This is a genomic window from Gordonia alkaliphila, from assembly GCF_023017165.1.
Taxonomy (GTDB): Bacteria; Actinomycetota; Actinomycetes; order Mycobacteriales; family Mycobacteriaceae; genus Gordonia; species Gordonia alkaliphila.
In genome coordinates this window covers 444,544-469,516 of record NZ_JALKBW010000001.1, presented here as the reverse complement: position 1 = coordinate 469,516, position 24,973 = coordinate 444,544, and the positions used below count along the sequence as shown (strand labels likewise).

Genomic DNA, 24,973 nt, shown 5'->3' with positions numbered 1-24,973 from the left:
CCGGGCTGGCCTGAACGCCACGCCGGTCCGGACCGCTACCATGGAATCCGGTCTGCACGACGAGTGCAGACCGGATTCTTGACGTTCACGACCGATGGGGACTGTGACACCGTGCTGAACAAGCTGCTGCGCCTGGGTGAGGGCCGCCTGGTCAAAAGGCTCGACGCCATCGCCGACCAGGTCGAGGGCCTCTCCGGCGAGATGGAAGCCTTGAGCGACGATGAACTGCGCGCGAAGACCGAGGCCTTCCAGGAGCGCTTGGAGAAGGGCGAGACCCTCGACCACCTGCTGGTGGAGGCGTTCGCCGTCGCCCGCGAGGCGTCCTGGCGCGTACTGGACCAGAAGCACTTCCACGTCCAGATCATGGGCGGCGCCGCCCTGCACTTCGGCAACATCGCCGAGATGAAGACCGGTGAGGGCAAGACCCTGACCTGTGTGCTGCCCGCGTACCTGAACGCGCTCGGCGGCAAGGGCGTGCACGTGGTCACCGTGAACGACTACCTCGCCAAGCGCGACGCCGAGCAGATGGGCCGCGTCCACCGCTTCCTCGGCCTGCAGACCGCGGTGATCCTGACCGGCATGACGCCCGATCAGCGTCGCGTGGCCTACGGCGCCGACATCACCTACGGCACCAACAACGAGTTCGGCTTCGACTACCTGCGCGACAACATGGCGCACAGCCTCGACGAACTGGTGCAGCGCGGCCACAACTACGCCATCGTCGACGAAGTGGACTCGATCCTCGTCGACGAGGCGCGGACCCCGCTGATCATCTCCGGCCCGGCCGATTCGTCGAGCAAGTGGTACAGCGAGTTCGCGCGCATCGCCCCGCTGCTGGAGAAGGACGTCCACTACGAGGTGGACATCAAGAAGAAGACGATCGGCGTGCACGAGAGCGGTGTCACCTTCGTCGAAGACCGCCTCGGCATCGACAACCTCTACGAGCCCGCCAATTCGCAGCTCGTCGGCTACCTGAACAACGCGATCAAGGTGAAGGAGCTGTTCCATCGGGACAAGGACTACATCGTGCGCAACGGCGAGGTGCTGATCGTCGACGAGTTCACCGGCCGCGTGCTCGACGGCCGCCGGTTCAACGAGGGCCTGCACCAGGCCATCGAGGCCAAAGAGAACGTCGAGATCAAGGCCGAGAACCAGACGCTCGCGCAGATCACCCTGCAGAACTACTTCCGCCTGTACGACAAGCTGTCGGGCATGACCGGTACGGCCGAGACCGAGGCCGCCGAGTTCCAGCAGATCTACAAGCTCGGCGTGGTGCCCATCCCCACCAACAAGCCGATGATCCGCGCGGACCAGTCGGACCTGATCTACAAGACCGAAGAGGCCAAGTTCGCGGCCGTCGTCGACGACATCGCCGAGCGGCACGAGAAGGGCCAGCCGGCGCTGATCGGCACCACCAGCGTGGAGCGTTCGGAGTACCTGTCGCGTCTGCTCAGCGAGCGCGAGATCAAGCACACCGTGCTGAACGCCAAGTACCACGCGCAGGAAGCGCAGATCATCGCCGAAGCCGGCCGCACCGGTGCGGTCACGGTGGCCACCAACATGGCCGGTCGCGGTACCGACGTGGTGCTCGGCGGCAACCCGGAGATCATCGCCGACAGCCGCCTGCGCAAGGCCGGGCTCGATCCGGTGAACACCCCCGACGGTACCGAGGCCGCGTGGGACGAGGCCATCGAGGTGGCGCGCGCCGCCGCCGCCGACGAAGCCGTTGCGGTGGTCGAGGCCGGCGGTCTGTACGTGCTCGGCACCGAGCGGCACGAGTCGCGTCGTATCGACAACCAGCTGCGCGGTCGTTCCGGCCGTCAGGGTGACCCGGGCGAGTCCCGGTTCTACCTGTCGCTGGGCGACGAGCTGATGCGTCGCTTCAACGCTGCGGCGCTGGACACCATCATGACCCGCTTCAACCTGCCCGACGACGTGCCGATCGAGGCCAAGATGGTCACCCGTGCCATCCGCAGCGCGCAGACGCAGGTCGAAGAGCAGAACTTCGAGATCCGCAAGAACGTCCTCAAGTACGACGAAGTGATGAACGAGCAGCGCAAGGTGATCTACGCCGAGCGCCGCGACATCCTCGAGGGCGACGATCACCGCGAGCAGGTCCGCCAGATGGTCGTCGACGTGGTCGGCGCCTACGTGGACGGTGCGACCGTCGAGGGCTACGCCGAGGACTGGGACATCGACGAGCTGTGGTCGGCGCTGGGCAACCTGTACCCGATCTCCCTGGACGCTGCGGAGGTCTTCAAGGTCAACGAGTACGGCGAGCGCGACGACCTCGATCGCGAGGCGCTGCGCGAGATCGTGGTCGAGGACGCCCTGGCCGCCTACGACCGACGCGAGGCCGAACTGGCCGCGATCGGCGGCGACGATGCCATGCGCCAGCTCGAACGCTCGATCCTGCTGATGGTGCTCGACCGCAAGTGGCGCGATCACCTGTACGAGATGGACTACCTCCGCGAGGGCATCCACCTGCGGTCGATGGCCCAGCGCGACCCGGTGGTGGAGTATCAGCGCGAAGGCTACGACATGTTCATGGGCATGCTCGAAGGCATGAAGGAGGAGACGGTCACCCTCCTGTTCAACGCGCAGGTGCAGGCCCAGGCGCCCGGCCCGGCGCTCGGCAGCTCGGTCAGCGACATGCTGGCCGGCGCCGATCTGGGCGGCGCCGCGGCGGCCGCGGACGACGAGTCGCAGATCACCTACAGCGGTCCGGCCGAGGACGGGTCCACCGAGGTCCGTTCGGCGGTGGAGGAGCTGTTCTCCGGCACCCCGTCGGAGGTGCTCGACCCCGACGCCGGTTCGGCCGAGGCGGTCACCGGCTCGCGCAAGGAGCGCCGCGCCGCGGAGCGACGCAACCGTCGCCGCAAGTAGCACTGTCGCAAGTAGGCACCCCGCTGCGGGAGAAGCAACTGATTTCCCACTGATCCGGCGCGTCGTGGAACCGAAATGGTTCCACGCGCGTCGGATGTGTATGAGGGGGACACTGCTCGAGACTCAACCACCGCCGACCCTGCTGCACGGGGCGGCTTCGCCACCGTCGAACGGGGCGGCTCAGCCACCGTCGAACGGGGCGGCTCAGCCACCGCAGGAGGGTGCGGTGCCGCCGCCGGAGGCGCCATCGCCGGATCTGCAAGCGGTCACGGCGGCGCGCGCCGCCGCGGTGGCCGTGCTGGCGCGCACGTTGGAGGTGCTCGACGGCCGGCGCCCGCGGGGACAGTTGGCCGGCGCGGTGGCCGAACCGGTGCTCGCGCAGATCACCGTCCTCCTGCAGCATGGCATCGCCGGGGAGAGTGTCGACTGCGCCCGACTGCACCGTCTGCACGTGCAGCTGCGCTCGAGCGTGGCGGCCGAGTTCTTCGGCACCTCGGTGCGCGGCGAACGGGTGCGGGCGCTGGCCGGTCGCCTGGAGTGCCGCGAGGTGCGGGTGTCGTCGCCGGGAACCGCCCGTCGCACCTGCGCACGCTGGGTGGTCACCGAGTTCGCGATCGTCTGAACGGCGCCCCGCCGGGCCGCCTCGGTGGAGAACGTCGCCCCGGTACGCGTGCGGACCGGGGCGTTCTATCATCGACTCATCATGGTGAATCGACTGTCGCCGGACGAAGCGATGTTCTATTTCCTGGACGGGGACGGTTCGACGACCCATCTGGGCGCCCTGCTGATCCTGGACCCGGCGCGCACCGCCGACGGTCGGCCGCCGCTGACCTATGCGCGCCTGGTCGCCCTCGCCGAGAACCGCCTGCAGTCGGTCCCGCACTACCGGCAGAAGGTCACCGAGGTACCCCTCGGGCTGGCCCGGCCGCTGTGGGTGGACGATCCCGATTTCGACATCACCTTTCACGTGCGACTGTCGGCGCTGCCGCAGCCGGGCAGTGACGAGCAATTGCAGGAGCTGATCGCGCGCGTCCTGTCCCGCCCGCTCGATCGCACCCGCCCGCTGTGGGAGATGTACCTGATCGAAGGCCTCGCCGACGGTCGGCTGGCGATCCTGACCAAGACCCATCGCGCCCTGCTCGGGGACGGGACCGCGCCGGAGATGAGCGAAGTCGTCGCCGATCCGACGGCCGACGCGGAGCCGCTACCGGACGAGCTGTGGATGCCGGGCCGGCCGCCGGGCGGGCACAGCGTCGCGCTGGGTGCGTTGGCCGAAGCGTTCGCCCGTCCCGGCGAACTCCTGGAGTCCTTCTTCCAGAGCAGCGGGCCGGTCGCCGACCTCCTCACGCTCGCGGACCGCTCGGCCCGCCTCGTGGGCAGCACCGTGCAGCAGCTGGTCAACACCGCGCCGGACAGCGCGCTGAACACCGATACGAGCGCCGCCCGGCTGTTCACCTGCACCAGCGTTCCGCGCGCGGACTGCGTGCGGATCGCCGAGCACTTCGAATGCAGCTTCAACGACGTCGTCCTCGGCATCATCACCGGGGTGATGCGGCGGTGGACGCTGTCGGTGCAGGAGTCGATCGGGCACGGCGAGACCATCCGCGCGGTGCTTCCGCTGGGGGCACGCGAACCGATCAGCGACGACCGTCGCGACGGCGGCTGGATGGGCGAGGGCGGCGCGGAGTTCGTCACCGACCTGCCGGTGGGGGAGGACGCCCCGGCGGTGCGCCTGCTGCAGGTGGCCGGGCTCGCCGACCGCTACTCGCAGTCCCAGCGCCGGATGACCGCGGGACTGCGCCCGATGTTGCCAGAACTGGGCGTGGTGCCGTTCGCGGACCTGTCGACCCGGGTGTTCAACAGGCTGTTCGAGCGCTCCTACAACGTTCCGATCCGGATGAGCGACCACCGGATCGAGCCGCTGTACGTCGGCGGTGTCCCGGTGGCGGAACTGTTCAGCATTCCCGCGCTCTTCGGGCAGCGGGCCCTGGCGATCAGCGTGAACGAGTACGACGAGCACGTCGAGTTCGGCTTCGTCGCCGACCGGAACGTGGTCGGTGATCTGCCGGCGATGGTCGAGTACGTGACCGAATCGCTGGACGAACTGGCGGTCGGCGGTTTCGGACCGCGTCCCTTCGATCCCGAGGTGAACTCATGAGGGTGTATCTGCCCGCCACACTGGCCGATGTGCAGCGACTGCTCGACGACGGGCAGTGGATGCCGTTGGGCGGCACCGGCTTCGCGTTGACCCCCACTCTGCGGGAGGCGTACTCGGCCGGCGACGACGAGGAACTCGCCGAGGTCGCGCAGCGGGAAGCGGCCCGCGCCAGCATCCGCCTGCTCGCCGCCACCGAGTCCGAGCTGCCGGTGCGCCGCGTGGTGGTGGTGGCCGAGCGGACCGACGCCGTCCCGCGTCCGGACCTGGATACCGCGGTGGTCCGGATCAGCGGCCCGGTGACCGAGAAGCAGGTGGTGGCGGTGCACGTCGACGGCGCCGACGCGGAGCCGTCGGTGCGCGCGGCGGTGGAGTGTATCGACGCCGCCGACTTGGGCGACGAGGACGCGGAACTGACGCTCGGCGACGCCGAGGACCACGTCCTCGCCTGGTTCGCCACCCAGGAACTGCCCTTCCTGCTGGAACTCCTCTGACGCGTGCGCCAACTCTCGGCTTGCGCTGGGACATTACGGTTCCGTAAGTTACGGTTCCGTAGGTAGGCTGGTCTGGAAAGGGAGTCGCAATGGGTTCATGGCGGGAACGGTTCGAGGCGCCGGCGTTGGCGGCGTCGTCCAACAGCAGGCGATCGCAGTGGCTGCGGGCCACGTTCGCACGGGTCACCACCCCGCTGCTGCCCGACGACTATCTCCACCTGGCCAATCCGCTCTGGTCGGCGCGCGAACTGCGCGGCAAGATCGTGTCGGTGACCGCCGAGACCACCGACTCGGCGACCATCGTGATCCGTCCGGGGTGGGGCTTCTCGTTCGACTACCACGCCGGCCAGTACGTCGGCATCGGTATCCCGGTCGACGGCCGGTGGACCTGGCGCTCGTACTCGCTCACCAGTGATCCGGACACGTCCCGCGGCGACAAGACCATCGCGATCACCGTCAAGGCGCTGCCCGAGGGCTTCCTGTCCTCCCATCTGGTGAACGGCCTGGCGCCCGGCACCGTGGTGCGGTTGGCCGCGCCCGCCGGCGAGTTCGTCCTGCCCGAGCCGCTGCCGGAGAAACTGCTGCTGGTCACCGCGGGCAGCGGTGTGACGCCGATCGTGTCCATGCTGCGCACCATGCGTCGTCGCGGGCATCGCGGCGACGTGGTGCTGGTGCATTCGGCGCCCGCCGAGGCCGACGTCCTGTTCGGCGACGAGCTCGCGGCGATGGCGGAGGAGGGGCTGATCACTCTGAAGTCCTGGTACACGCGCACCGACGGCCGGCTCGACAGTCAGGCGCTGACCAAGCTGTGCCCGGACTGGGCGCAGCGGCAGACGTGGGCGTGCGGGCCGGGCGGTTTCCTGGACATGCTGACCGACGCCTACGAGGGGGCCGGCGTGGCCGACGCGCTGCATATCGAGCGGTTCGCGCTCGAGCGCGGCGCGCACGACGCCCAGGGCGGCACGGTGACCTTCGGTACCCGCGACAAGCAGATCGAGGTCGACGGGGCGACCACGCTGCTGGAGGCGGGCGAGCAGGCCGGCATGCAGATGCCGTACGGCTGCCGCATGGGCATCTGCCAGACCTGCGTCGTGATGCTCGAGCGGGGGGCGGTGCGGGATCTGCGGACCGGCGTCGAACACGTCGAGGGCGAGCGGATTCAGACCTGCGTCAGCGCCGCCGCCGGCGACTGCACGCTGGACGTTTAGCGCCGAGGGTAGACAACCTACGTTTCCGTAACCTACGCTGTCGTAAGTTACGGAAACGTAAGTGAGGAGAACCGATGGCGATCAAAGACATTCCCGAGTACGCGCATCTGAGTGAGGCCGACGTGGCGGCCATCGCCGCGGAGCTCGACCAGATCCGCGCCGACATCGAAGCCGATCGCGGTGCCCGCGATGCCCGCTACCTGCGCAACACGGTGCGCCTGCAGCGCGGTCTGGAACTCGGCGGCCGGGCGCTGATTTTCGGCTCTCGCAAGCGGGGCCTGTGGTGGGCCGGCGCGGGCGCGCTCGGCGTCGCGAAGATCATCGAGAACATGGAGCTCGGGCACAACGTGATGCACGGGCAGTGGGACTGGATGAACGATCCCGAGGTGCACTCGACCTCGTGGGAGTGGGACAACGCCGGCCCCAGCGCGCACTGGAAGCACCAGCACAACTTCGTGCACCACAAGTACACCAACGTTCTGGGCATGGACGACGACGTGGGCTACGGCCTGCTCCGGGTGACCCGCGACCAGCGCTGGCGACCGTTCTACCTCGGCAACATCCTGTGGAACACGCTGCTGGCACTCGGCTTCGAGTACGGCGTCGCGGCGCAGCACCTTGAGCTGGCCAAGAAGCGCACCACCGCGGAAGAGAAGCGGGAGCTCAAGCAGAACCTGGGCGTGGTCGGCCGCAAGATCGGCAAGCAAGCGGCCAAGGATTACGTCGTGTACCCGGCGCTCGTCGGTGCGGCCACCCGCAGCAAGAGCGGCTTCCGCGCGGCGCTGACCGCCAACCTGCTGGCCAACGCGATCCGCAACGTGTGGACCAATGCGGTGATCTTCTGCGGGCACTTCCCGGACGGCGCCGAGAAGTTCACCAAGCGCGACATGGACGTGGAGAACCAGGGCCAGTGGTACCTGCGCCAGATGCTGGGCAGCGCCAACTTCCGCTCAGGGCCCGTCCTCGGATTCATGAGTGGAAATCTGTCGTATCAGATCGAGCACCACATCTTCCCGGACCTGCCGAGCAACCGGCTGCCGGAGATCTCCGTGCGGGTGCAAGCGCTGTGCGCCGAATACGACCTGCCGTACACCACCGGCTCGTTCCCGGTGCAGTATGCGAAGTCGTGGCGGACCATCGCCAAGCTGTCGTTGCCGAACAAGTACCTCAAGGCCACCAGTGACGACGCCCCGGAGACCGCCTCGGAGCTGCGCTTCAAGAGCGATCCGGAGCAGCGGCTGACGTCGCAGATCGATCCCCGTACCGGGCGTCGGCGCGGCCTGAAGTCGGCCATGGTGCGCCTGCGGGAACGGCGCCGCGGCGTCGCGCAGGTGCCCGTCGAACTGCCTCCCGCATCGGCTGCTTAGGCGGTGCGCGGGCGCGCAATCTGACACACAGGCATAATGGATTGTAATGGCCATCTCAGACATCAATGAATACGCGCATCTGACCGATGCCGACGTCGAGGCATTCGGCGTCGAGCTCGATGCGCTGCGTCGTCGTATCGAATCCGAACTCGGCGAGCGCGACGTGAAGTATCTGCGTCGCACCATCATCGGGCAGCGTGTCCTCGAGGTGGCCGGCCGGTTGGCGCTGCTCGGCAGCAACCGCAAGTCGCTGTGGCTGGCCGGTACCGCCGCGCTGTCGGTGGCCAAGATCATCGAGAACATGGAACTCGGGCACAACGTGATGCACGGGCAGTGGGACTGGATGAACGACCCCGAGATCCACTCCACCTCGTGGGAGTGGGACATGGTGTGCGCGTCCCCGCACTGGAAGCACTCGCACAACTACATCCACCACAAGTACACCAACGTGCTCGACATGGATCACGACGTGGGCTACAAGGTGTTGCGCGTGACGCGGGACCAGCAGTGGCGACCCAAGAACCTGCTCCAGCCGCTGCAGAATCTGATCCTGGCGGCCACCTTCGAGTGGGGCATCGCCCTGCACGACCTCGATCTCGAAGGCATCATCAAGGGCACGCGACCGCGGGACGAGGGCATTCCCGAGCTCAAGCTGTTCCTGGCCAAGGCAGCCCGCCAGCTCGGCAAGGACTACGTGCTCTTCCCGGCGGCGTCCGGTCTTGCGCAGCGTTCGCCGAAGGGGGCGGCCACCGCGCTCGGTGCGAACCTCACCGCCAACCTGGTGCGCAACGTGTGGGCGTACGCGGTGATCTTCTGCGGTCACTTCCCGGACGGTGCGGAAAAGTTCACCGCCGACACACTCGAGGACGAGACGCAGGGCCAGTGGTACCTGCGCCAGATGCTCGGCACGGCCAACTTCGACGCCGGCCCGGCGCTGGCGTTCATGAGCGGCAACCTCTGCTACCAGATCGAGCACCACCTGTACCCGGACCTGCCGAGCAACCGGCTCGCCGAGGTGTCGGTGGCGGTGCGCGAACTGTGCGAGAAGTACGACCTGCCGTACAACACCGACTCGTTCACCATGCAGTACTTGCGGACGCTGCGGACCATCAACAAGCTCGCCCTGCCCGACAGCTTCCTGTCGGACACCGTCGACGACGCTCCGGAGACCACCTCGGAACGACGCTTCGATGCGCTTGGCGAGCGGGCCCCGGGCCTGCGCACCGCACTCGCCCGGATGAAGGACCGCGGCCTCTCCCGCGCGCTCCGCACCCGCCGCCTGTAAAGGCCGAGCCGGTCCACGCCGGGGTCAGGGGGCGTCGGCCTCCGCCGACACCGGTGTCTCGTCGTCGGGGCCCGTATCCCGGACCGCGGTGAGCAGTTCGCGGACGGCCATCGCCCGTCGGTGCGAACTGCCGGTGAGCTGATCCAGGGCGCACTCGGGGTCGGCGGGCGGACCCAGATGGGTGCAGCCGCGCGGGCAGTCGTCGATCGCTTCGCGCAGGTCACCGAAGGCGTCGACGATCTCCTCCGGGGTCACATGCGCCAACCCGAACGACCGGATGCCCGGGGTGTCGACGACCCACGAGGTGGTCTCCGCGGCGGAGGTGCCGGACTCGGCACCCGAGTGCTCGGGGAGCGCCAAGGCCACCGACTGGGTGGAGGTGTGTCGGCCCTTGCCGACGCCGGAGACCCGGCCCACGGCGCGGTCGGCGTCCGGGATGAGCCGGTTCACCAGCGTCGACTTGCCGACGCCGGAATGCCCGATCAGCGCCGTGAGGTGCCCGTCGAGCGCGGTGCGGACCTCGTCGATCCGGTCGTCGCGGCCGGCCACCAGGACCGGGAGGTCGAGGTCGGCGAAGTGCGCGGCGAAACCGGACGGATCGGCGAGGTCGGATTTGGTGAGACACAGGATCGGGGACAGGCCGCCGGCGTAGGCCGCGGCCAGGGCGCGCTCGACGAAACCGGTGCGCGGCGGCGGATCGGCCAGGGCCGTCACGATCAGCAGTTGGTCGGCGTTGGCGACGACGATGCGCTCGTACGGATCGGTGTCGTCGGCCGTGCGGCGCAGCACGGTGCTGCGCTCGTCCACCCGCACGATGCGGGCGAGGGTGTCCGGCTTCCCGCTGAGATCGCCGACCACTCCGACGCGATCGCCCACGACGACGGGGGTGCGGCCGAGTTCGCGGGCCCGCATGGCGGTGACGCGACGATCCGGATCGCCGTCGATCACACAGCCCCAGCGCCCCCGGTCCACGGACACCACCATCGCGGTCTCGGCGTCCTCGTGCGCGGGGCGTTTCTTGGTGCGCGGACGCGTGCCCTTCCCCGGACGGATCCGGACGTCGGATTCGTCGTACGACCGCGCGGTCCGGCTCACTGCGCGGCAGCCTCGCCGGAGACCAGGGCCGCCCACTGCTGCGGGAAGTCCGGCATGGTCTTCGCGGTGGTCTCCACGTTCTCCACCGCCAGGCCGGGCACCACCAGGCCGAGGGCGGCGCCCGCGGTGGCCATGCGGTGGTCGGCGTAGCTGCGCCAGACGGCCGGAGTGAGGGCGTCCGGGGCGCGACCGGTGATCACCAGTCCGTCTTCGGTTTCCCGGCACTCGCCGCCGATCCGGGTGATCTCCGCGGTCAGTGCGGCGAGGCGGTCGGTCTCGTGGCCGCGCAGGTGCTCGATGCCCCACAGGGTCGACGTGCCGTCGGCTACCGCCGCCAGGGCGGCGACGGTCGGCGTGAGTTCGCCGACGTCGTGCAGGTCGATGTCGATCGCCTTGAGTCGATGCGGGCCGGTCACGGTCAGCACGCCGTCGGCGGACCGCTGTGCCTCGCAGCCCATGTCCATCAGGATCGAGACGATCTCGGCACCCGGCTGCGTGGTGTTCGCCGGCCAGCGGGGGACGCTGACCGTGCCGCCGGTGACCGCGGCGGCCGCGAGGAAGGCGGCGGCGTTGGACAGATCCGGTTCGATCTCCCAGTCGACGGCGCGGATCGCGGTGGGGGCCACCGTCCAGCGCGTCACGTCGCCGGTCTCGACCGTCACCGGCACGCCCGCGGCGGCGAGCATGTCGATGGTCATCGTGATGTGCGGCATGGACGGCACCGGCGGGCCGTCGTGGGTGATCACCGTGGTCTCGGCGAAGCGGGCCGCCGACAGCAGCAGGCCCGAGACGAACTGGGACGACGCCGACGCGTCGATGGTGACCGGGCCGCCGGCCACCGCGCCGGTGCCGTGCACGGTGAACGGGAGGCCGTCGCCGTCGATCTGCACGCCGAGCGCGCGCAGCGCATCCAGCACGGTGTCCAGCGGGCGGGAACGGGCCTGTTCGTCGCCGTCGAAATGCACCGGGCCATCGGCCAGGGCGGCCACGGCGGGCAGGAAACGCATCACGGTGCCGGCCAGACCGCAGTCCACCTCGGCGGCGTGCAGGGGCGCCGGGGTCACTGTCACGTCGGTGGGATCGTCTGAGGCACAGGCGATGCCGACTCCGAGCGCAGCAAGGCCCTCGAGCATCAGGTCGGTGTCGCGGCTGCGCAGCGTCCCGCGGATACGGGACGGACCCTCGGCCAACGCCGCCAGAATCAGCGCCCGGTTGGTGATGGACTTGGAGCCGGGCAACTCGACGGTGGCGTGGACGGGTTCCGATGCGGTCGGCGCAGCCCAATCAGTCATGGCCCCCAGTTTGTCATGCTTCGCTAATTTGTTCCCATGGCCGAGCACAGTGCGGGAATTCTGCTCTATCGCGGACGCGGGGACGACCTCCGGGTCCTCCTCGTCCATCCGGGCGGACCGTACTGGAAGAACAAGGACGACGGGGCGTGGACGATCCCCAAGGGCCTGGTGGAAGCCGGTGAGGATCCGCTCGCGGCGGCGCGCCGCGAGTTCGCCGAGGAGACCGGCAGTCCGGCGCCCGACGGCGACGCACTCGACCTCGGCCAGGTCCGCCTGCGCAGCGGCAAACGCGTGACCGGTTTCGCGCTGGAGGGCGACTTCGATCCGAAAGCCTTGCGCAGCAACACCTTCGAGCTGGCCTGGCCGCCGCGGTCGGGTCGCACCGCGATCTTCCCGGAGGTCGATCGGGCCGAATGGTTCGACGTCGTCGCGGCCGTACGGAAGCTGAACGTGGCGCAGGCGCCGTTCGTCGACCGACTGCGGGTTCTGCGCGAAGGCGCCGGGTGATCGTCCGGTCCGCTGGGCGTCAGGCCAGGAACTCGCCGAGGCGTTCGAGGGCGATCGTCAGTTCCTCGTCGGACACCGCGTAGGAGAGGCGGACGTAGCGCTCGGCGTCGAGGTCGCCGAAGTCTTTGCCCGGGGTGAGGGCGACGTGCGCCTCGCTCAGTGCCCGGTCGCAGAACTCCGAGGCGCTCATGCCGGTCGCCGCGACGTCGAGGTAGACGTAGAACGCGCCGTCCGGGGCCACCGGCACCGACAGCGACGGGATCTGCGCGAGCCCGTCGAGCACCAGCTGCCTGCGGTGTTGCAGCAGGGCGCGGCGTTCTTCGGCCACCGCGATGCTCGCCGGCGTGAAGCAGGTGAGGGCGGCGACCTGCGCGGGCGTCGGCGGGCAGATGTAGAAATTCTGCGCCATCTTCTCGGCCACCGGGATCATCGGCTCCGGGACCACCATCCAGCCGAGCCGCCAGCCGGTCATCCCGAAGTACTTGGAGAAGCTGTTGACGACGATCGCGCCCGGATCGTCGTGCGCGATGCTGCGGCGCTCGCCGTCCTTGAGGCCCAGGTAGATCTCGTCGATGATCCGCCAGCCGCCGCGGTCGGCGACCGCCGCGCTCAGCGCGCGCAGGTCCTCGTACGGCAGGGACGTGCCCGTCGGATTGGCCGGCGAGGCGGTGATCACGCCGCGGGTGCGGTCGGTCCACGCGGCGTCGATCGCGGGCGCGTCGAGTTGGAAACGGCTCGACGGCCCGGCGGGCAGCAGCCGGACCTGCGCGCCGAAGCTCTCCGCGAACCGGCGGTTACACGGGTACGACGGATCGGCGACCAGCACCTCGTCGCCCGGGTCGATGAGGGCCGCGCACGCCAACAGCAGGGCGGCCGAGGCGCCGGTGGTGATCACCACGCGCGCCGGGTCGATGGGTGCGGCGAACCGGTCGCGGCTGAACTCGGCGATCGCGGTGCGCAGTTCGGTAATGCCCAGCGCGCCGGTGTACGGCATGGGGCGGCCGTCGCTGATGCGCGCCATCTCGGCCAGGAAGGCCGGGGGTGCACCGAAGTCGGGTTCGCCGATGTTCAGCTTCACCACGTGGACGCCGGTGGCCTCCAACTCAGCGGCCCGGCGGCCGAACTCCATCGCGTAGAAGGGAGTGATGGCCTGGGCGCGCTGGGAGAACTGCATGACCTCAGATCTTAGGTTCGCGCTCCGCGGACCGGCGCGCGGGCCGCGCCAGTCGGGGATCTGCCAGTCGGAAATCTGTCAGTCGGGGATCCAGTTGAACTCGTCCGGGTTCGGGCCGCCGCGCAGGCCTGCGTCGAGGGCGGTGATCCGCGCGGTCTGATCGTCGGTGAGGGCGAAGTCGAAGATGTCGAAGTTCTCCGCCATCCGCTCGGGACGGGTGGACTTCGGGAAGATCACGTCGCCGCGCTCCAGGTGCCAGCGCAGCACCACCTGGGCCACGGTGCGGCCGGTTTCGGCGGCGATCGCGGCGAGCACCGCGTCGCCGAGCACCTTGCCCTGGGCGATCGGCGACCAGGCCTGCGTCACGATGCCGTGCTCGCGGCCGAAGGCGCGCAGGGCGTCCTGCTGGAAGTACGGGTGCACCTCGATCTGGTTCACGGCGGGCACGGTCGCGGTCTCGTCGAGCACGCGCTGCAGGTGCGGGATCTGGAAGTTGGAGACGCCGATCGTGCGGGTCAGGCCCTCGGCGGCGAAGCACTCCATCAGACGCCAGGTGTCGACGAAGTCGCCGACGGCAGGCATCGGCCAGTGGATCAGGTACAGGTCCATCGGACCGCCGAGCGCCTCCACCGAACGGGCGGTCGCGGCCTTGGCGACGTCGGGCTCGTGGGAGTTGTTGTTGAGCTTGCTGGTCACGAAGATCTCGTCGCGTGGGATGCCGGACTCGGCGATGGCCTCGCCGACGCCGCGCTCGTTGCCGTACATCTGCGCCGTGTCGAAGTGGCGGTAACCCACCTCGAGGGCGGCGAGCACCGCCGCCTTGGTCTCGGCGGGCGGGATCTGGAACACCCCCAGGCCGAGCTGGTCGATGACGACGCCGTTGTTCAGGACGAGTTTCGGAACGCTCATGGGGAGTGCAACCCCGGGCGCCAGGCAGGCTATTCCCGGGCGGCCGCTCGGGGTGAACCCCGATCTTCCACCCGAATCACGCCTGCCGACGTGACACCGGCCGCGGCGACGGGCACGGTGGAGGCATGACTACTTCGACATCCACCGGCACGTCCTTCTGGAAGGTCCTCGCGATCGTCATCGGCGTGCTGATCCTGATCTCCATCGGCTGGTCGCTGGTCAAGGCCGTCATGTGGCTGGCGGTGGTGGCACTGGTGATCGTGGGCGCCTTCACGGTGTTCAAGGCTTTCGCCAAGAGCTGACCGGCCGCGGCCGGTCAGGGCCAGCGACATGTCGATCGCGTCGTCGGAGCCGACGGTGTCGGCCACCGCGGTCACCGGCGCGGGAGCGGCGGCACTCATCGCGGCCGCCAGGTCGCCGTCGTAGGCCACCGGAATCGCGCCGAGCCCGCGGTGACCCCGGCCAGCAGCAGTGCCGCCGCCGAACCCGCCGCGCGCACCACCACCACCACGTCGTCGGGGCCCGGCTCGGCCACCTCCATGTCGATGAGGCGCACCACCTCGGTCGGCTCGCCGGACTGTGTCGCCACGCTCCGATGTGCCATGCCCGAGCCTAGCCATCCGCCCGCCCGCAGCTCCCGAGAGCCGACCGCGCTCCCGCGAGAGGCTTGCGCTCCCGCGGCCTCGGGAGTACCCGCGGGAACGGGAACTTCTCGCGGGAACGGGCGGGTTCGTGTGGGGAGGGTGGGAAGCGGATAGCGTGGGGACGAGAGTTTCGAGTGAGGAGAGACATGCTGCCGTTGAGTGTTCTGGGATGGGTGCTGATCGGCGGTTTCGCCGGCTGGATCGCCGCCAAGGTGATGAAACGCGGCGACTCGATGGGCCTGCTGCTGAACATCGTCGTCGGAGTGATCGGCGGATTGCTGGGCGGGTTCCTGCTCAGCTTGATCGGCGTGAACGTCGACGACGGCACGTGGGTGTTCAGTTTCCTGACGTGTTTCGGCGGCGCGTGCCTGCTGCTGTGGCTGATGAACGTCGTCAACGCCCGGCAGAACCGGTGAACACGGACCGATGACGACCGCCCGATTGCTCGCCGACCTCGCCGAGGTGGTGGGACCGGCGCACGTCCTGACCGATCCGGCGGTCACCTCGGCCTACTGCACCGACTGGACGGGTCGGTGGCGCGGCGTCGCGCAGGCAGTGGTGCGTCCGGCCGACACCGCGCAGACCGCCGAGGTGGTGCGCCGGTGCGCCGCGGCGGGCGTGGCGATCTGTCCGCAGGGCGGCAATACCGGCCTGGTCGGCGGTGGGGTGCCGCCCGCCGACGGCAGGCCGACGATCGTGCTGTCGATGACCCGGCTGACCGGAGTCGACGACGTCGACGTCGCCGCTCGGGCCGTCGGTGTCGGTGCGGGCGTGACGATCGGCGACGTCCAGCGGGCCGCCGTCGCCGCGGGCCTGGACTTCGGGGTGGATCTGGCCTCGCGCGATTCGGCGACGGTCGGCGGTGCGATCGCGACCAACGCCGGCGGCATCCACTTCGTCCGATACGGCGGCATGCGCGCCCAACTCCTGGGCATCGAAGCGGTGCTGACCTCCGGCGAAGTGCTGCGTCGCTGGCGCCCGCTGCGCAAGGACAACGTCGGCTACGACCTGCCGGGGCTGCTCGCGGGCAGCGAAGGCACCCTGGCGGTGATCACCGGGGCGCTGCTGCGACTGGTGCCGCAGACGCGGCGCGGCGCGGTGGCCGTGGTCGCCGTGCAGGACCCAGCGCGCGGTCTAGCGGTGATCGACGCCGTGGAACGGGCCGGTCTGACGCTGCACGCGGCGGAACTGATGACCGAGGCGGGACTGGACCTGGTACACCGCCACGGGCAGCGTCGAGCACTGCCGGCGGGCACGCCGTTCGCGGTGTTGATCGAGGTGGCCGGTGCCGACGCCGGCGATCTGGCAGCCGTGTTGGCGGAGGCCTCCGTCGACGACGCGGCGATCGACGACAGTCCCGCCGCCGACCTGTGGGCGCTGCGCGAGCGGCACACCGAGTCCATCGCGCGCGACTCGACGACCCCGGTGGTCAAACTCGACCTCACGCTGCCCGCCGGTGCGCTGGGGGCGTTCGTGGCGACCGTCGAGCGACTCGCCGCCGCAGCGGGCGTGCGACCGATTATGTTCGGGCATCTCGCCGACGGCAACGTGCACGTGAACCTGCTCGATGTGGACCCGGCGCACGCCGAAGACGTGACCGACGCGGTGCTGCGTGAGGTCGCGGCCGTCGGCGGCAGCATCAGTGCCGAACACGGGGTGGGGCGCGCGAAAGCGCCGTGGCTGGGGCTCGGGCGCGACGCCGTGGACGTGGCGGCCATGCGGGCGATCAAGCGGGCCCTGGATCCGGCCGGGCTGCTGAATCCCGGCGTGCTCGGCCTGTGAGCTTCACAGGTGACGCGCGCCGTGCCCTGAGTTACTGTGAGTGCCTGTCACAGTAAGTGTTAGGCGGGGTTTTCATGAGCACTCAGCAACTCGACCACGACGCGGTCATCGTCGGCGCCGGCTTCGGCGGCATGGGCGCGGGCATCGAACTGCGTCGGCAGGGCGTGGAGAACCTGGCGATTCTGGAGCGCGAGGACGACCTCGGCGGCACCTGGCACGTCAACCACTATCCGGGGCTGGCCGTCGACATCGCCTCGGTGACCTACTCCTACTCCTTCGAGCCCAACCCGCACTGGTCGCGGCTGTTCGCGCCCGGCGCCGAGCTCAAGCAGTACGCCGAGCACATCGCCGACAAGTACGACCTGCGTCGCGTGATGGAGTTCGGCACCGCCGTGGAGCGTGCCGAATGGGACGACGACGGTCAGTTCTGGACCGTGTACACCGCCGACGGCCGCAGTCGCACCACGCGCTACCTGGTGACGGCCACCGGCTTCCTGTCCCAGCCGCACACCCCGGACTTCCCGGGCATGCCGACCTTCGCAGGAAAAATCCTGCACACCACCGCGTGGGAGGACGGCTACGACTTCACTGGACAGCGCGCCGCCGTGATCGGCACCGGTGCCACCGCGGTGCAGCTGATCCCGGAGATCGCCCGAAAGGCCAAGGCGCTCACCGTGTTTCAGCGCACGCCGATCTGGGTGGTGCCCAAGCTCGACTTCGCGATCCCGGCCCCGGTGCAGACCCTGTTCGAGAAGGCGCCGCTCACCCAGAAGGCCGCGCGGCTCGTCAACACGACCATGCTCGAAGCCCTGATGGTGGTCGGCGTGCTGCATTACAAGCAGGCCAAGCCCGGCAACCGGCTGGCGTCGCTGCTGGCCAAGGCACACCTGCGCGCCCAGGTGCGTAACGCCGACACCCGCCGCAAGTTGACGCCGACCTACGACTTCGGCTGCAAACGCCCGACCTTCTCCAACGCCTACTTCCGTGTCTTCAACCAGCCGAACGTGAGCCTGCAGACGTCGTCGATCGAACGCGTGGAACCCGACGGCATCGTGTGCGCCGACGGCACCAAGGTGGAGATCGACACCCTGGTGCTGGCCACCGGCTTCAACCTCTGGGACACCAACTTCCCGGCCTTCGAGATCATCGGCCGCGACGACCGGAATCTGGGGCAGTGGTGGAGGGACGGCCGCTTCCAGGCCTACGAAGGCATCACGGTGCCCAAGATGCCCAACTTCCTCAGCCTGAACAGCCCGTACTCGTACAGCGGTCTGAGCTACTTCACCACCATCGAAGGGCAGATGAAGCACATCGCGCGGCTCTTCGGCGAGCTCCGTCGCCGCGGCGTCGACACCTTCGAGGTGACCGAGGAGGCCAACACCCGCTTCCTGGACCGCTCCACCGCGGCGCTGGACTCGTCGGTGTTCTACGCAGGCGACTGCGCCGGGTCGCGCAGCTACTACTTCAACCAGCACGGCGAAGCGACGCTGCTGCGCCCCAGCTCCACCCTCGCCACGCTCCGCGAGATGGAGAGCTTTCCGCTCGAGGACTACACCTTCGCCTGACCCGGGGCGTCCGGGCCCGAGGACTGCTCGGGGTCCTTCGGTTCGACGATCACCGAGTCGATCACCGCCCGGTTCTGCGGAGTCGGCGGTGTCGCAGGCTGCGGGACGTCGTACGGGGCCATGGACACCTCTTGGGGCCGGTGCTGGCTCCGATACAGCGCCTCGGCCTCGGAGAGCCGGACGATCGTGACCTTGTCCGCCAGCTTCGGGTCGAGCCCGTTGTTGCGCAACAGATGTCGGCGGTAGATGTTCATCAGCGCCAGCTGGAAGTACAGCAGCGGAATCGCCAGGAGCAGGATCATGCCCGCGCGGACCATCCAGCTGCCGGGCACGAAGCACAGCCCGATCGCGATCGGCAGGAACGGGATGAAGCCGCGCAGCAGGTAGCGCACGACGTGCCCGCGGCCGGTGATGTCCTTGCGCACCCAGTCGGACATCTCCGGGGGCAGCCGTCGGCCCAGCAGGTAGCCGATACGTTGCAGCGGTCCGGGCCGGGTGGCGCTCATGAGACGGGCTCCAAGAGTTCGGGGCCGTTGTTGGCGACCCGGTTGACCAGCGGGGACACCTCGCGGATCGTGATGGCCTCGACCAGCGACGCGGCGGGCGGCGCCAGCAGATCCGGATCCACCGGATGGTCCGGATCGAGCCAGGCCTGCCAGTACTCCAGCGGCATGATCAGCGGCATCCGGTCGTGCACCTGCGTCAGGTGCCCGACGGCGTCGGTGGTGAGGATGGTGGCGCTGGAGATCCAGGCGTCGTCGTCGCCGGCCTCCCGGGCCTCCGGCGACCGCCACGCGCCCCACAGTCCGCCCATGAACAGCCGGGAGCCGTCGGCGGGGGATATGTAGAACGGGATCTTCTGCGGCTTGCCGTTGGCACCGACCGGTCCTCTGCGCCACTCGTACCAGCCGTCCATCGGGAACAGGCAGCGCTTGTTCTTGGCGGCGGCGCGGAAGGCGGGCTTGGTCTGGACGGTCTCGGCGCGGGCGTTGAACAGTAGCGGCCCCTTGCCGAACTCCTTGGTCCACGGCGGCACCAGGCCCCACCGCATGGCGCGCACCCGCCGCTCGATCGGCTGGTCGGCGTCGTTGCCGTCGTGCCGGTCGACGACAGTCAGCACGGTGGTCGTCGGCGCCACGTTGTAGTTGGCGGTGCTGGCGACGTCCTCGGGGACCTCGTTGCGCGCGTCGATCTCGGCGGCCAGGCGTGCCGGGTCCGTCGTCACCGCATAGCGTCCACACATGACCCCCATTGTCCCACGTCGTCGGCCGGTCGCCGCGCCCGCTGGGAGCGGTCGCTGTCACAGAGCGGTCCACCGTGGTCATAGTGACCACGGTGCGCCCGGATATGCCGGCGAAGCTGCTCGCGAGGGGGCCTTTGGAACAAGACCGGGGGTCGGGGTGTTGGCATATCCAGAGGAACCGACCCAGAAGTGAAGGGGACGTCGTGACTGCGGCAACCGTCGACAGGCCTACAGCGCAGCGGAGTCTGCGCGGCTCGCTAGACTTGGTGGAGCATATTTCCAGCGAAGGGATAGCTGTGTCGCCATCCGATCCGCACGACGAGCCGACGCCGGAGGAGACCCCGGATGAACTCACCGCTCGATTCGAGCGAGATGCCCTGCCTCTCCTCGACCAGCTCTACGGTGCCGCGCTCCGCATGACCCGCAATCCGGCCGACGCCGAGGACCTGGTGCAGGAGACCTACGTCAAGGCGTTCACCGCCTTCGCGTCGTTCAAGGCCGGTACCAACCTGAAGGCCTGGATGTACCGCATCCTGACCAATACGTACATCAACTCGTATCGGAAGAAGCAGCGCCAGCCGGCGCAGTATCCGACGGACGAGATCACCGACTGGCAGCTCGCCGCCAGCGCCGAGCACACCTCCACCGGGTTGCGGTCCGCCGAGATCGAAGCCCTGGACGCGCTGCCCGACAACGAGATCAAGGACGCGCTCGGCCAGCTGCCGGAAGACTTCCGGATGGCGGTGTACTACGCCGACGTCGAAGGGCTGCCGTACAAGGAGATCGCCGAGATCATGGACACCCCCATCGGCACCGTGATGTCGCGCCTGCACCGCGGGCGCAAGCAATTGCGTGAACTGCTCGCCGACGTCGCCCACGAGCGAGGTATCGGCCGCACCAAGAGTGAGGCCGGCCGATGAGCGGATACGAGGAACTGGACTGCTCGGCGGTACTCGCCGACATCTACCTGCTGCTGGACAACGAGTGCGACACCGGCGCCCGCGATCGGTTGCGCGGCCACATCACCGGCTGCTCGTCGTGCCTGGAGCACTACGAGGTGCAGGACCAGCTCAAAGCATTGCTGCGGCGTAAGTGCGGGGAGGCGGCACCCGAGGGACTCCGCGAGCGGCTGCGCGTGGAGATCCGGCGCACCGTGATCGTGCAGACCACCCAGATCCGCGACGTCGACTGACCCCGCCGGTACCTAGAACAACGGCCCGGCCCCGAGTGAATCGGGGCCGGGCCGTCGGCGTTCCTGGCTGAGCGAGAATGCTCAGGCGTTGGGGCGCTTGCCGTGGTTGGCGGCGTTCTTCTTCCGTGCACGCTTCTTGCGTCCGCGCTTACCCATGACGGGCCTCCTGTCGTTCTCGGGAAGTTCGCCACTGATTCTGTCACGACGGCGCAGATCAGCGGTAATCGCATGCCACGGATTCCCGCGGGGGCCACTAGGATTGACCGCATGATCGAAGACGTGGTCGCAGAGATCGTCGCTACGGTTCTGGAAGTGACCGCCCGCCCGGGCCAGGAGGTCGCCGTCGGCGACACCCTGTTGCTGCTCGACTCGATGAAGATGGAGATCCCGGTGATCGCCGAGTACGAGGGCGTCCTGGACACGGTCACCGTGACGCCGGGCGATCAGATCCGGGCCGGCGACGTGCTGGCCACCTACCGGCACTGAGCGGGGCCGTCGCCGATGGCCACGCTGCACGATCTCCTCGCCGAGCACACCGCTCTCTCCGAAGCCGCGGCCCTGCACCTGCAGCGTCTCGTCGCCGAATGGCAGCTGCTCGCCGACCTCTCCTTCGCCGACTACGTCCTCGCCGTCCGCGGCGCCGACGGTCAGCTGGTCTATGTGGCGCAGGTGCGCCCGAACACCGCGTCGACGCTGTTCCAGCACGACGAAGTGGGGCACCGGGTGCAGAATCCGGCGAGTCCGCAGGGCGACAACCCGCTCGTCGAGGCGGCCTATGCGAGCGGCCGGATCGAGCGCGACGCGGCGCCGGTGCGGTTCGGCGACCTGCTGGTCCATCGGATCGCGGTGCCGGTGACCTTCGACGGCGAGGTGATCGCCGCGCTCGGGCGGGCCGGTGACGCGGGCGACGCCTTGCCGTCGTCGCCGCTGGAGTCGGCCTACCGGGCCGCCGCCGAGGCGCTGTGCCGGATGGTGGTCGACGGCGTATTCCCGCTCGACGAAGCGAATTCGCTCGGACTGTCCACGCCGCGCGCCGGCGACGGCTTCATCCGCCTCGGCGCCGACGGCCGCGTGGTCTACGCCAGCCCGAACGCGCTCTCGGCGGCATTCGGATGGGGTGGACGGCCGATCTGGGGTCGGCGCGTCTGGCCGACGTCTTCGCCGAACTGCTGACCGATCCGTTCGATGCGGTCGACGTCGGGGCCATGCTCGACGCCGCCGTGGGCGTCGACGGGAGCGGCCGCCTGCCGGATCCGGATCTGCCGCTGCGCATGGAACTCGATGCGCGCAGGTCCAGCGTGCTGATCCGCGCGGTGCCGCTGCGCGCGGGGGAGGCGGCCGACGGCGCGGTGCTGCTGATCCGCGACGTGACCGAGGTGAAGCGGCGTGATCTGGCGCTGCTCAGCAAGGACGCCACGATCCGCGAGATCCACCATCGGGTCAAGAACAATCTGCAGTCGGTGTCGGCGCTGCTGCGACTGCAGGCGCGGCGCTCGGATAACAGCGAGACCGTGGTGGCCCTCAACGAGGCCGTGCAGCGGGTGTCGTCGATCGCCCTGGTGCACGAGATGCTGTCCGGCAGCGTCGACGAAGTGGTGGATCTCGACGTGGTGGTCGACCGGCTGCTGCCGTCCCTGGTGGACGTGTGGGCGCCGGGCGGCGCCGGCGGGGTGCGGGTGCGCCGGGTCAGTCGGCTCGGGGTGCTGCCGGCCGATCTGGCCATGCCGCTGGTGCAGGTGCTCACCGAGGTACTGCAGAACTCCATCGAGCACGCCTTCGTCGGAGTGACCGACACGGCGGAGCTCATCGTCGACGGGGAACGCGATCTGCGGGGGCTCACGGTGCGGGTCATCGACAACGGCGTCGGCCTGCCCGCCGACTTCGACCTCGCCGCCTCCGACCGTCTCGGCCTGCAGATCGTGCGCACCCTGGTGAGCGGTGACCTAGGCGGCCAGATCGACATGCGGCCCGGTCCGGACGGCCGCGGCACCGTGGTCAGTATTCGGATTCCGCTGCACTGACCGGGCCGGGTGCCGCAGAGAAGCACGAAGCCCGGCCGTGAAGAGAACGGCCGGGCTTCGTGGTGTTGCGGTACTGCAGTCTTGCGGGGCGTCCTTAGACGGCGCTGCGGGCGCGGGTGCGCGCGTTGCGGCGCTTGAGCGCGCGACGCTCGTCCTCGCTCATGCCGCCCCACACGCCGGCGTCCTGACCGGTCTCGAGGGCCCAGCTCAGGCACTCGGCAGTGACCGGGCAGCGCTGGCAGACCAGCTTGGCATCGGCGACCTGCGCGATGGCCGGGCCGCTGGTGCCCACCGGGAAGAACAGTTCCGGGTCTTCATCGCGGCAAATGGCATTGTGACGCCAGTCCATGTCAGTTCTCCTTGAAGCAGGGGCTTCATCGCACGCTCGTTATTCGGGCGCGAGAAGCTCGGGTGTATGTGTTTCGGGCTGTGAAACAGCAGGTGCTTCACCTAGCAGGCGCGCTTAGATCCGGTGCGCACGGGGGTGCCGTTTTGCTGTCTGTATCCGTTGTACTAGCCTGTCTGCGGATTTGGCTAGGGTTAATTCTGGATTGCCGAATAAGTCACAAGGGGTTGGCAAGCACGTTAATCCATGCTTACCAGCCGGTAGCGGGCCGGTGACCTGCGAAAACCTGGTCTGAAAAACCTAGTCTGCAGTGGCGCCGGGGCGGGCGGCTGCGACGTGCAACACATTCGGTCGGCAGCCGAAGGTCATGTCCGTGAAGCGGCCCAGATAGTCGCCGTCCATCTGGACGTCGGCGGGTTCGGGGCCGCTGAAACGCACCCATTCCACATCGTCGTCGCGGTAGAGATGTTTCGCGTGCGGGTTGTCCACGCCGCGGAGCAACTGGCTGCCGAGCATGATGTTGGGGAGCACCGAGATGCTGGTCGCGGCGAAGACACCCAGACCGTGGTCGAAGTCGGTGCTCGGGTTGGTGGCGATCGGGCGGGTGCCGAAATACGTCCACGGCCCGGTGTTGCTCACGAAACCGAAGCGCACGCCCTCGATCGGTTCGCGGTCGGGCACCGTCACGGTGAAGGCGGGCGGCACCACCTTCGAGGAGAAGAAGGCCGCCAGGGTGGTGCCGAAGTAGCGCTGCGCGGTGGCCTTCTTGCCTGCGCGCCGCTTGTCCTCCATCCGGCGCACCACGATGGCGTCCATCCCCATGCCCGAGTTGAACAGGAACCAGCGGTTCAGCGTGTGGCCGAGGCTGATCGGTCGACGACTGCCTGCGTCGAGAAGTTTGATGAGCTGGGCGGTCGCCACGATCGGGTCGCGGTCGATGCCGAGGGCCCGGGCGAACACGTTGGCGCTGCCGCCGGGCACCACGCCGAGGGCCGGCAGCGTGGCCGGGTCCACCGGATCGGGGCGGTCGGGCGTGCCGAGCAGTCCGTTGACCACTTCGTTCACCGTGCCGTCGCCGCCGTGCACCACGATCGCGTCGTAGCCTTCGGCGGCGGCGCGGGCGCCCAGTTCGCCCGCGTGGCCACGGTGCGTCGTGTGTTCCACGTCGACGTCGTACCGCGCGCTCAGCGTGTTCGCCAAGGTGTCGCGACCCGCCGGGGTCGTGAAGGTGGCAAACGGATTGGAAACAAGCATGACGCGCACGAGTGATCAGCTTACCGGTGACCGGGGCGCGGCCGGTCGCGGCGTCCGTCGCGACCGCCGAATGTGAGCATTCGCCGTTCCGCAATAGGCTGGGGAGCGTGAGCAACCCCGATTCGACCACACCGGTACCGCTACCTCTGCGCTGGGCGGGCGGCCTCGTCGCCTTCCAAGGTGCCCTCGGGCTGGCGGTGGCGGTCTTTCTGGTGATTCGGGCCGCGGGCGGCAACCATCACGAGGACTTCATCAGCGGGTACGGCACCGCGCTGTGGTTCGTGCTGATCGGCGGCGGCGTGCTGGCCGGCGGCCTGGCCGTGTATCAGGGTCGACGATGGGGTCGGGCGATCGCGCTCCTCACCCAGTTACTGTTGATTCCGGTGGGCTGGTCGCTGTTGACCGACAGTAATCTCCCGGTGTTCGGTGCGCCGCTCCTGGCGCTCGTGGTGGTGGTCCTGTGCCTGCTGTTCGCGCCCGTCTCGCAGCAGTACTGGGCCGCCGACAGCCTTCCCCCGGACGCGTGAATCCCGACGCCCCGAAATCGGTGTGCG

General features: G+C 69.1%; 26 protein-coding genes and 1 pseudogene. 17 read left to right on the top strand and 10 right to left on the bottom strand.

Annotation, left to right across the window (positions count from 1 at the left end; translation table 11 throughout):
- The first annotated feature begins 111 nt into the window (after positions 1–111).
- The 7 genes from secA (at position 112) to MUG78_RS02195 (ending at position 9,395) form a co-directional block, all read left to right on the top strand.
- Positions 112–2,886: a preprotein translocase subunit SecA gene (secA, locus tag MUG78_RS02225; RefSeq protein WP_246991779.1), complete on the top strand. Its 2,775-nt coding sequence runs from the start codon at positions 112–114 to the stop codon at positions 2,884–2,886.
- 226 nt (positions 2,887–3,112) lie between these two features.
- Complete coding sequence (locus MUG78_RS02220) at positions 3,113–3,508, top strand: Rv3235 family protein (RefSeq protein ID WP_246991777.1); 396 nt, start codon at positions 3,113–3,115, stop codon at positions 3,506–3,508.
- Positions 3,509–3,589: 81 nt separating this feature from the next.
- Entirely contained in the window at positions 3,590–5,044 is a 1,455-nt protein-coding gene (locus MUG78_RS02215; RefSeq protein ID WP_246991775.1) for a wax ester/triacylglycerol synthase domain-containing protein, read from the top strand.
- Positions 5,041–5,535, top strand: a complete 495-nt coding sequence (locus MUG78_RS02210; protein WP_246991773.1) for a DUF6912 family protein — start codon at positions 5,041–5,043, stop codon at positions 5,533–5,535. Before MUG78_RS02215 ends, MUG78_RS02210 begins: the two co-directional genes overlap by 4 nt.
- 89 nt (positions 5,536–5,624) lie before the next feature.
- A complete protein-coding gene (locus tag MUG78_RS02205) occupies positions 5,625–6,743 on the top strand; it encodes a ferredoxin reductase (protein ID WP_246991770.1) in 1,119 nt (372 codons plus the stop codon).
- A 74-nt stretch (positions 6,744–6,817) separates the two neighbouring features.
- The gene (locus MUG78_RS02200) at positions 6,818–8,110 is read left to right on the top strand and encodes a fatty acid desaturase family protein (protein ID WP_246991768.1); all 1,293 of its coding nucleotides are present in this window, start codon (positions 6,818–6,820) and stop codon (positions 8,108–8,110) included.
- Positions 8,111–8,156: 46 nt separating this feature from the next.
- Positions 8,157–9,395 (top strand): fatty acid desaturase family protein, encoded by a 1,239-nt coding sequence (locus tag MUG78_RS02195; protein WP_246991766.1) that lies wholly within the window; start codon positions 8,157–8,159, stop codon positions 9,393–9,395.
- 24 nt (positions 9,396–9,419) lie between these two features.
- On the opposite strand, the gene rsgA is transcribed toward MUG78_RS02195, so the two are convergent.
- Positions 9,420–10,490 (bottom strand): ribosome small subunit-dependent GTPase A, encoded by a 1,071-nt coding sequence (gene rsgA, locus MUG78_RS02190; RefSeq protein WP_246991764.1) that lies wholly within the window; start codon positions 10,488–10,490, stop codon positions 9,420–9,422.
- Positions 10,487–11,782 carry a 3-phosphoshikimate 1-carboxyvinyltransferase gene (aroA, locus tag MUG78_RS02185; protein ID WP_246991762.1) on the bottom strand — a complete coding sequence of 432 codons (1,296 nt, stop codon included), beginning with the start codon at positions 11,780–11,782 and terminating at the stop codon, positions 10,487–10,489. The genes rsgA and aroA overlap by 4 nt, the downstream gene beginning before the upstream one ends.
- Before the next feature lie 36 nt (positions 11,783–11,818).
- On the opposite strand from aroA, the gene MUG78_RS02180 reads away from it, so the two are divergent.
- The gene (locus MUG78_RS02180) at positions 11,819–12,289 is read left to right on the top strand and encodes an NUDIX hydrolase (RefSeq protein WP_246991760.1); all 471 of its coding nucleotides are present in this window, start codon (positions 11,819–11,821) and stop codon (positions 12,287–12,289) included.
- Between the two features lie 19 nt (positions 12,290–12,308).
- On the opposite strand, the gene MUG78_RS02175 is transcribed toward MUG78_RS02180, so the two are convergent.
- Positions 12,309–13,463, bottom strand: a complete 1,155-nt coding sequence (locus MUG78_RS02175; protein ID WP_246991758.1) for an aminotransferase class I/II-fold pyridoxal phosphate-dependent enzyme — start codon at positions 13,461–13,463, stop codon at positions 12,309–12,311.
- A 78-nt stretch (positions 13,464–13,541) separates the two neighbouring features.
- Positions 13,542–14,372 (bottom strand): aldo/keto reductase, encoded by an 831-nt coding sequence (locus MUG78_RS02170; RefSeq protein WP_246991756.1) that lies wholly within the window; start codon positions 14,370–14,372, stop codon positions 13,542–13,544.
- Positions 14,373–14,497: 125 nt separating this feature from the next.
- Between MUG78_RS02170 and MUG78_RS02165 the strand changes: the two genes are divergently transcribed.
- Positions 14,498–14,674 (top strand): hypothetical protein, encoded by a 177-nt coding sequence (locus MUG78_RS02165; RefSeq protein ID WP_246997162.1) that lies wholly within the window; start codon positions 14,498–14,500, stop codon positions 14,672–14,674.
- A gap of 95 nt (positions 14,675–14,769) precedes the next feature.
- Here the strand turns inward: MUG78_RS02165 and MUG78_RS02155 are convergent, their stop codons facing one another.
- Positions 14,770–14,976, bottom strand: coding sequence for a hypothetical protein (locus MUG78_RS02155; protein WP_246997160.1), 207 nt, complete (start codon positions 14,974–14,976; stop codon positions 14,770–14,772).
- Positions 14,977–15,162: 186 nt separating this feature from the next.
- On the opposite strand from MUG78_RS02155, the gene MUG78_RS02150 reads away from it, so the two are divergent.
- The 3 genes from MUG78_RS02150 (at position 15,163) to MUG78_RS02140 (ending at position 18,363) form a co-directional block, all read left to right on the top strand.
- Positions 15,163–15,432: a GlsB/YeaQ/YmgE family stress response membrane protein gene (locus MUG78_RS02150; RefSeq protein WP_246991754.1), complete on the top strand. Its 270-nt coding sequence runs from the start codon at positions 15,163–15,165 to the stop codon at positions 15,430–15,432.
- Between the two features lie 10 nt (positions 15,433–15,442).
- Positions 15,443–16,798, top strand: coding sequence for an FAD-binding oxidoreductase (locus MUG78_RS02145; RefSeq protein ID WP_246991753.1), 1,356 nt, complete (start codon positions 15,443–15,445; stop codon positions 16,796–16,798).
- A gap of 74 nt (positions 16,799–16,872) precedes the next feature.
- The gene (locus MUG78_RS02140) at positions 16,873–18,363 is read left to right on the top strand and encodes a flavin-containing monooxygenase (protein WP_246991751.1); all 1,491 of its coding nucleotides are present in this window, start codon (positions 16,873–16,875) and stop codon (positions 18,361–18,363) included.
- On the opposite strand, the gene MUG78_RS02135 is transcribed toward MUG78_RS02140, so the two are convergent.
- Together MUG78_RS02135 and MUG78_RS02130 are read right to left on the bottom strand one after the other, a co-directional pair.
- On the bottom strand, positions 18,348–18,869 hold the full coding sequence (locus tag MUG78_RS02135; protein ID WP_246991749.1) for a DUF5313 family protein: 522 nt from the start codon (positions 18,867–18,869) through the stop codon (positions 18,348–18,350). The genes MUG78_RS02140 and MUG78_RS02135 overlap by 16 nt on opposite strands.
- Complete coding sequence (locus tag MUG78_RS02130) at positions 18,866–19,606, bottom strand: SOS response-associated peptidase (RefSeq protein ID WP_246991747.1); 741 nt, start codon at positions 19,604–19,606, stop codon at positions 18,866–18,868. Before MUG78_RS02130 ends, MUG78_RS02135 begins: the two co-directional genes overlap by 4 nt.
- Positions 19,607–19,809: 203 nt before the next feature.
- Here MUG78_RS02130 and MUG78_RS02125 point away from each other — a divergent pair, with 203 nt between their 5' ends.
- Positions 19,810–20,526: a sigma-70 family RNA polymerase sigma factor gene (locus tag MUG78_RS02125; protein ID WP_372493088.1), complete on the top strand. Its 717-nt coding sequence runs from the start codon at positions 19,810–19,812 to the stop codon at positions 20,524–20,526.
- A complete protein-coding gene (gene rsrA, locus MUG78_RS02120; protein WP_246991745.1) occupies positions 20,523–20,798 on the top strand; it encodes a mycothiol system anti-sigma-R factor in 276 nt (91 codons plus the stop codon). The genes MUG78_RS02125 and rsrA overlap by 4 nt, the downstream gene beginning before the upstream one ends.
- A gap of 81 nt (positions 20,799–20,879) precedes the next feature.
- Here the strand turns inward: rsrA and MUG78_RS18405 are convergent, their stop codons facing one another.
- On the bottom strand, positions 20,880–20,954 hold the full coding sequence (locus tag MUG78_RS18405) for a 50S ribosomal protein bL37 (protein ID WP_369758845.1): 75 nt from the start codon (positions 20,952–20,954) through the stop codon (positions 20,880–20,882).
- A gap of 111 nt (positions 20,955–21,065) precedes the next feature.
- Between MUG78_RS18405 and MUG78_RS02115 the strand changes: the two genes are divergently transcribed.
- Both MUG78_RS02115 and MUG78_RS02110 read left to right on the top strand, forming a co-directional pair.
- Positions 21,066–21,284: a biotin/lipoyl-binding carrier protein gene (locus MUG78_RS02115; protein ID WP_246991743.1), complete on the top strand. Its 219-nt coding sequence runs from the start codon at positions 21,066–21,068 to the stop codon at positions 21,282–21,284.
- A 15-nt stretch (positions 21,285–21,299) separates the two neighbouring features.
- Positions 21,300–22,819: pseudogene (locus MUG78_RS02110) on the top strand (sensor histidine kinase).
- A 94-nt stretch (positions 22,820–22,913) separates the two neighbouring features.
- On the opposite strand, the gene MUG78_RS02105 reads toward MUG78_RS02110, so the two are convergent.
- Both MUG78_RS02105 and MUG78_RS02100 read right to left on the bottom strand, forming a co-directional pair.
- Positions 22,914–23,168: a WhiB family transcriptional regulator gene (locus tag MUG78_RS02105; protein ID WP_246991742.1), complete on the bottom strand. Its 255-nt coding sequence runs from the start codon at positions 23,166–23,168 to the stop codon at positions 22,914–22,916.
- Positions 23,169–23,465: 297 nt separating this feature from the next.
- On the bottom strand, positions 23,466–24,428 hold the full coding sequence (locus tag MUG78_RS02100; protein WP_246991739.1) for a diacylglycerol/lipid kinase family protein: 963 nt from the start codon (positions 24,426–24,428) through the stop codon (positions 23,466–23,468).
- Positions 24,429–24,526: 98 nt separating this feature from the next.
- Here MUG78_RS02100 and MUG78_RS02095 point away from each other — a divergent pair, with 98 nt between their 5' ends.
- Positions 24,527–24,946, top strand: a complete 420-nt coding sequence (locus MUG78_RS02095; RefSeq protein WP_246991738.1) for a hypothetical protein — start codon at positions 24,527–24,529, stop codon at positions 24,944–24,946.
- The last annotated feature ends 27 nt before the right edge of the window (positions 24,947–24,973 follow it).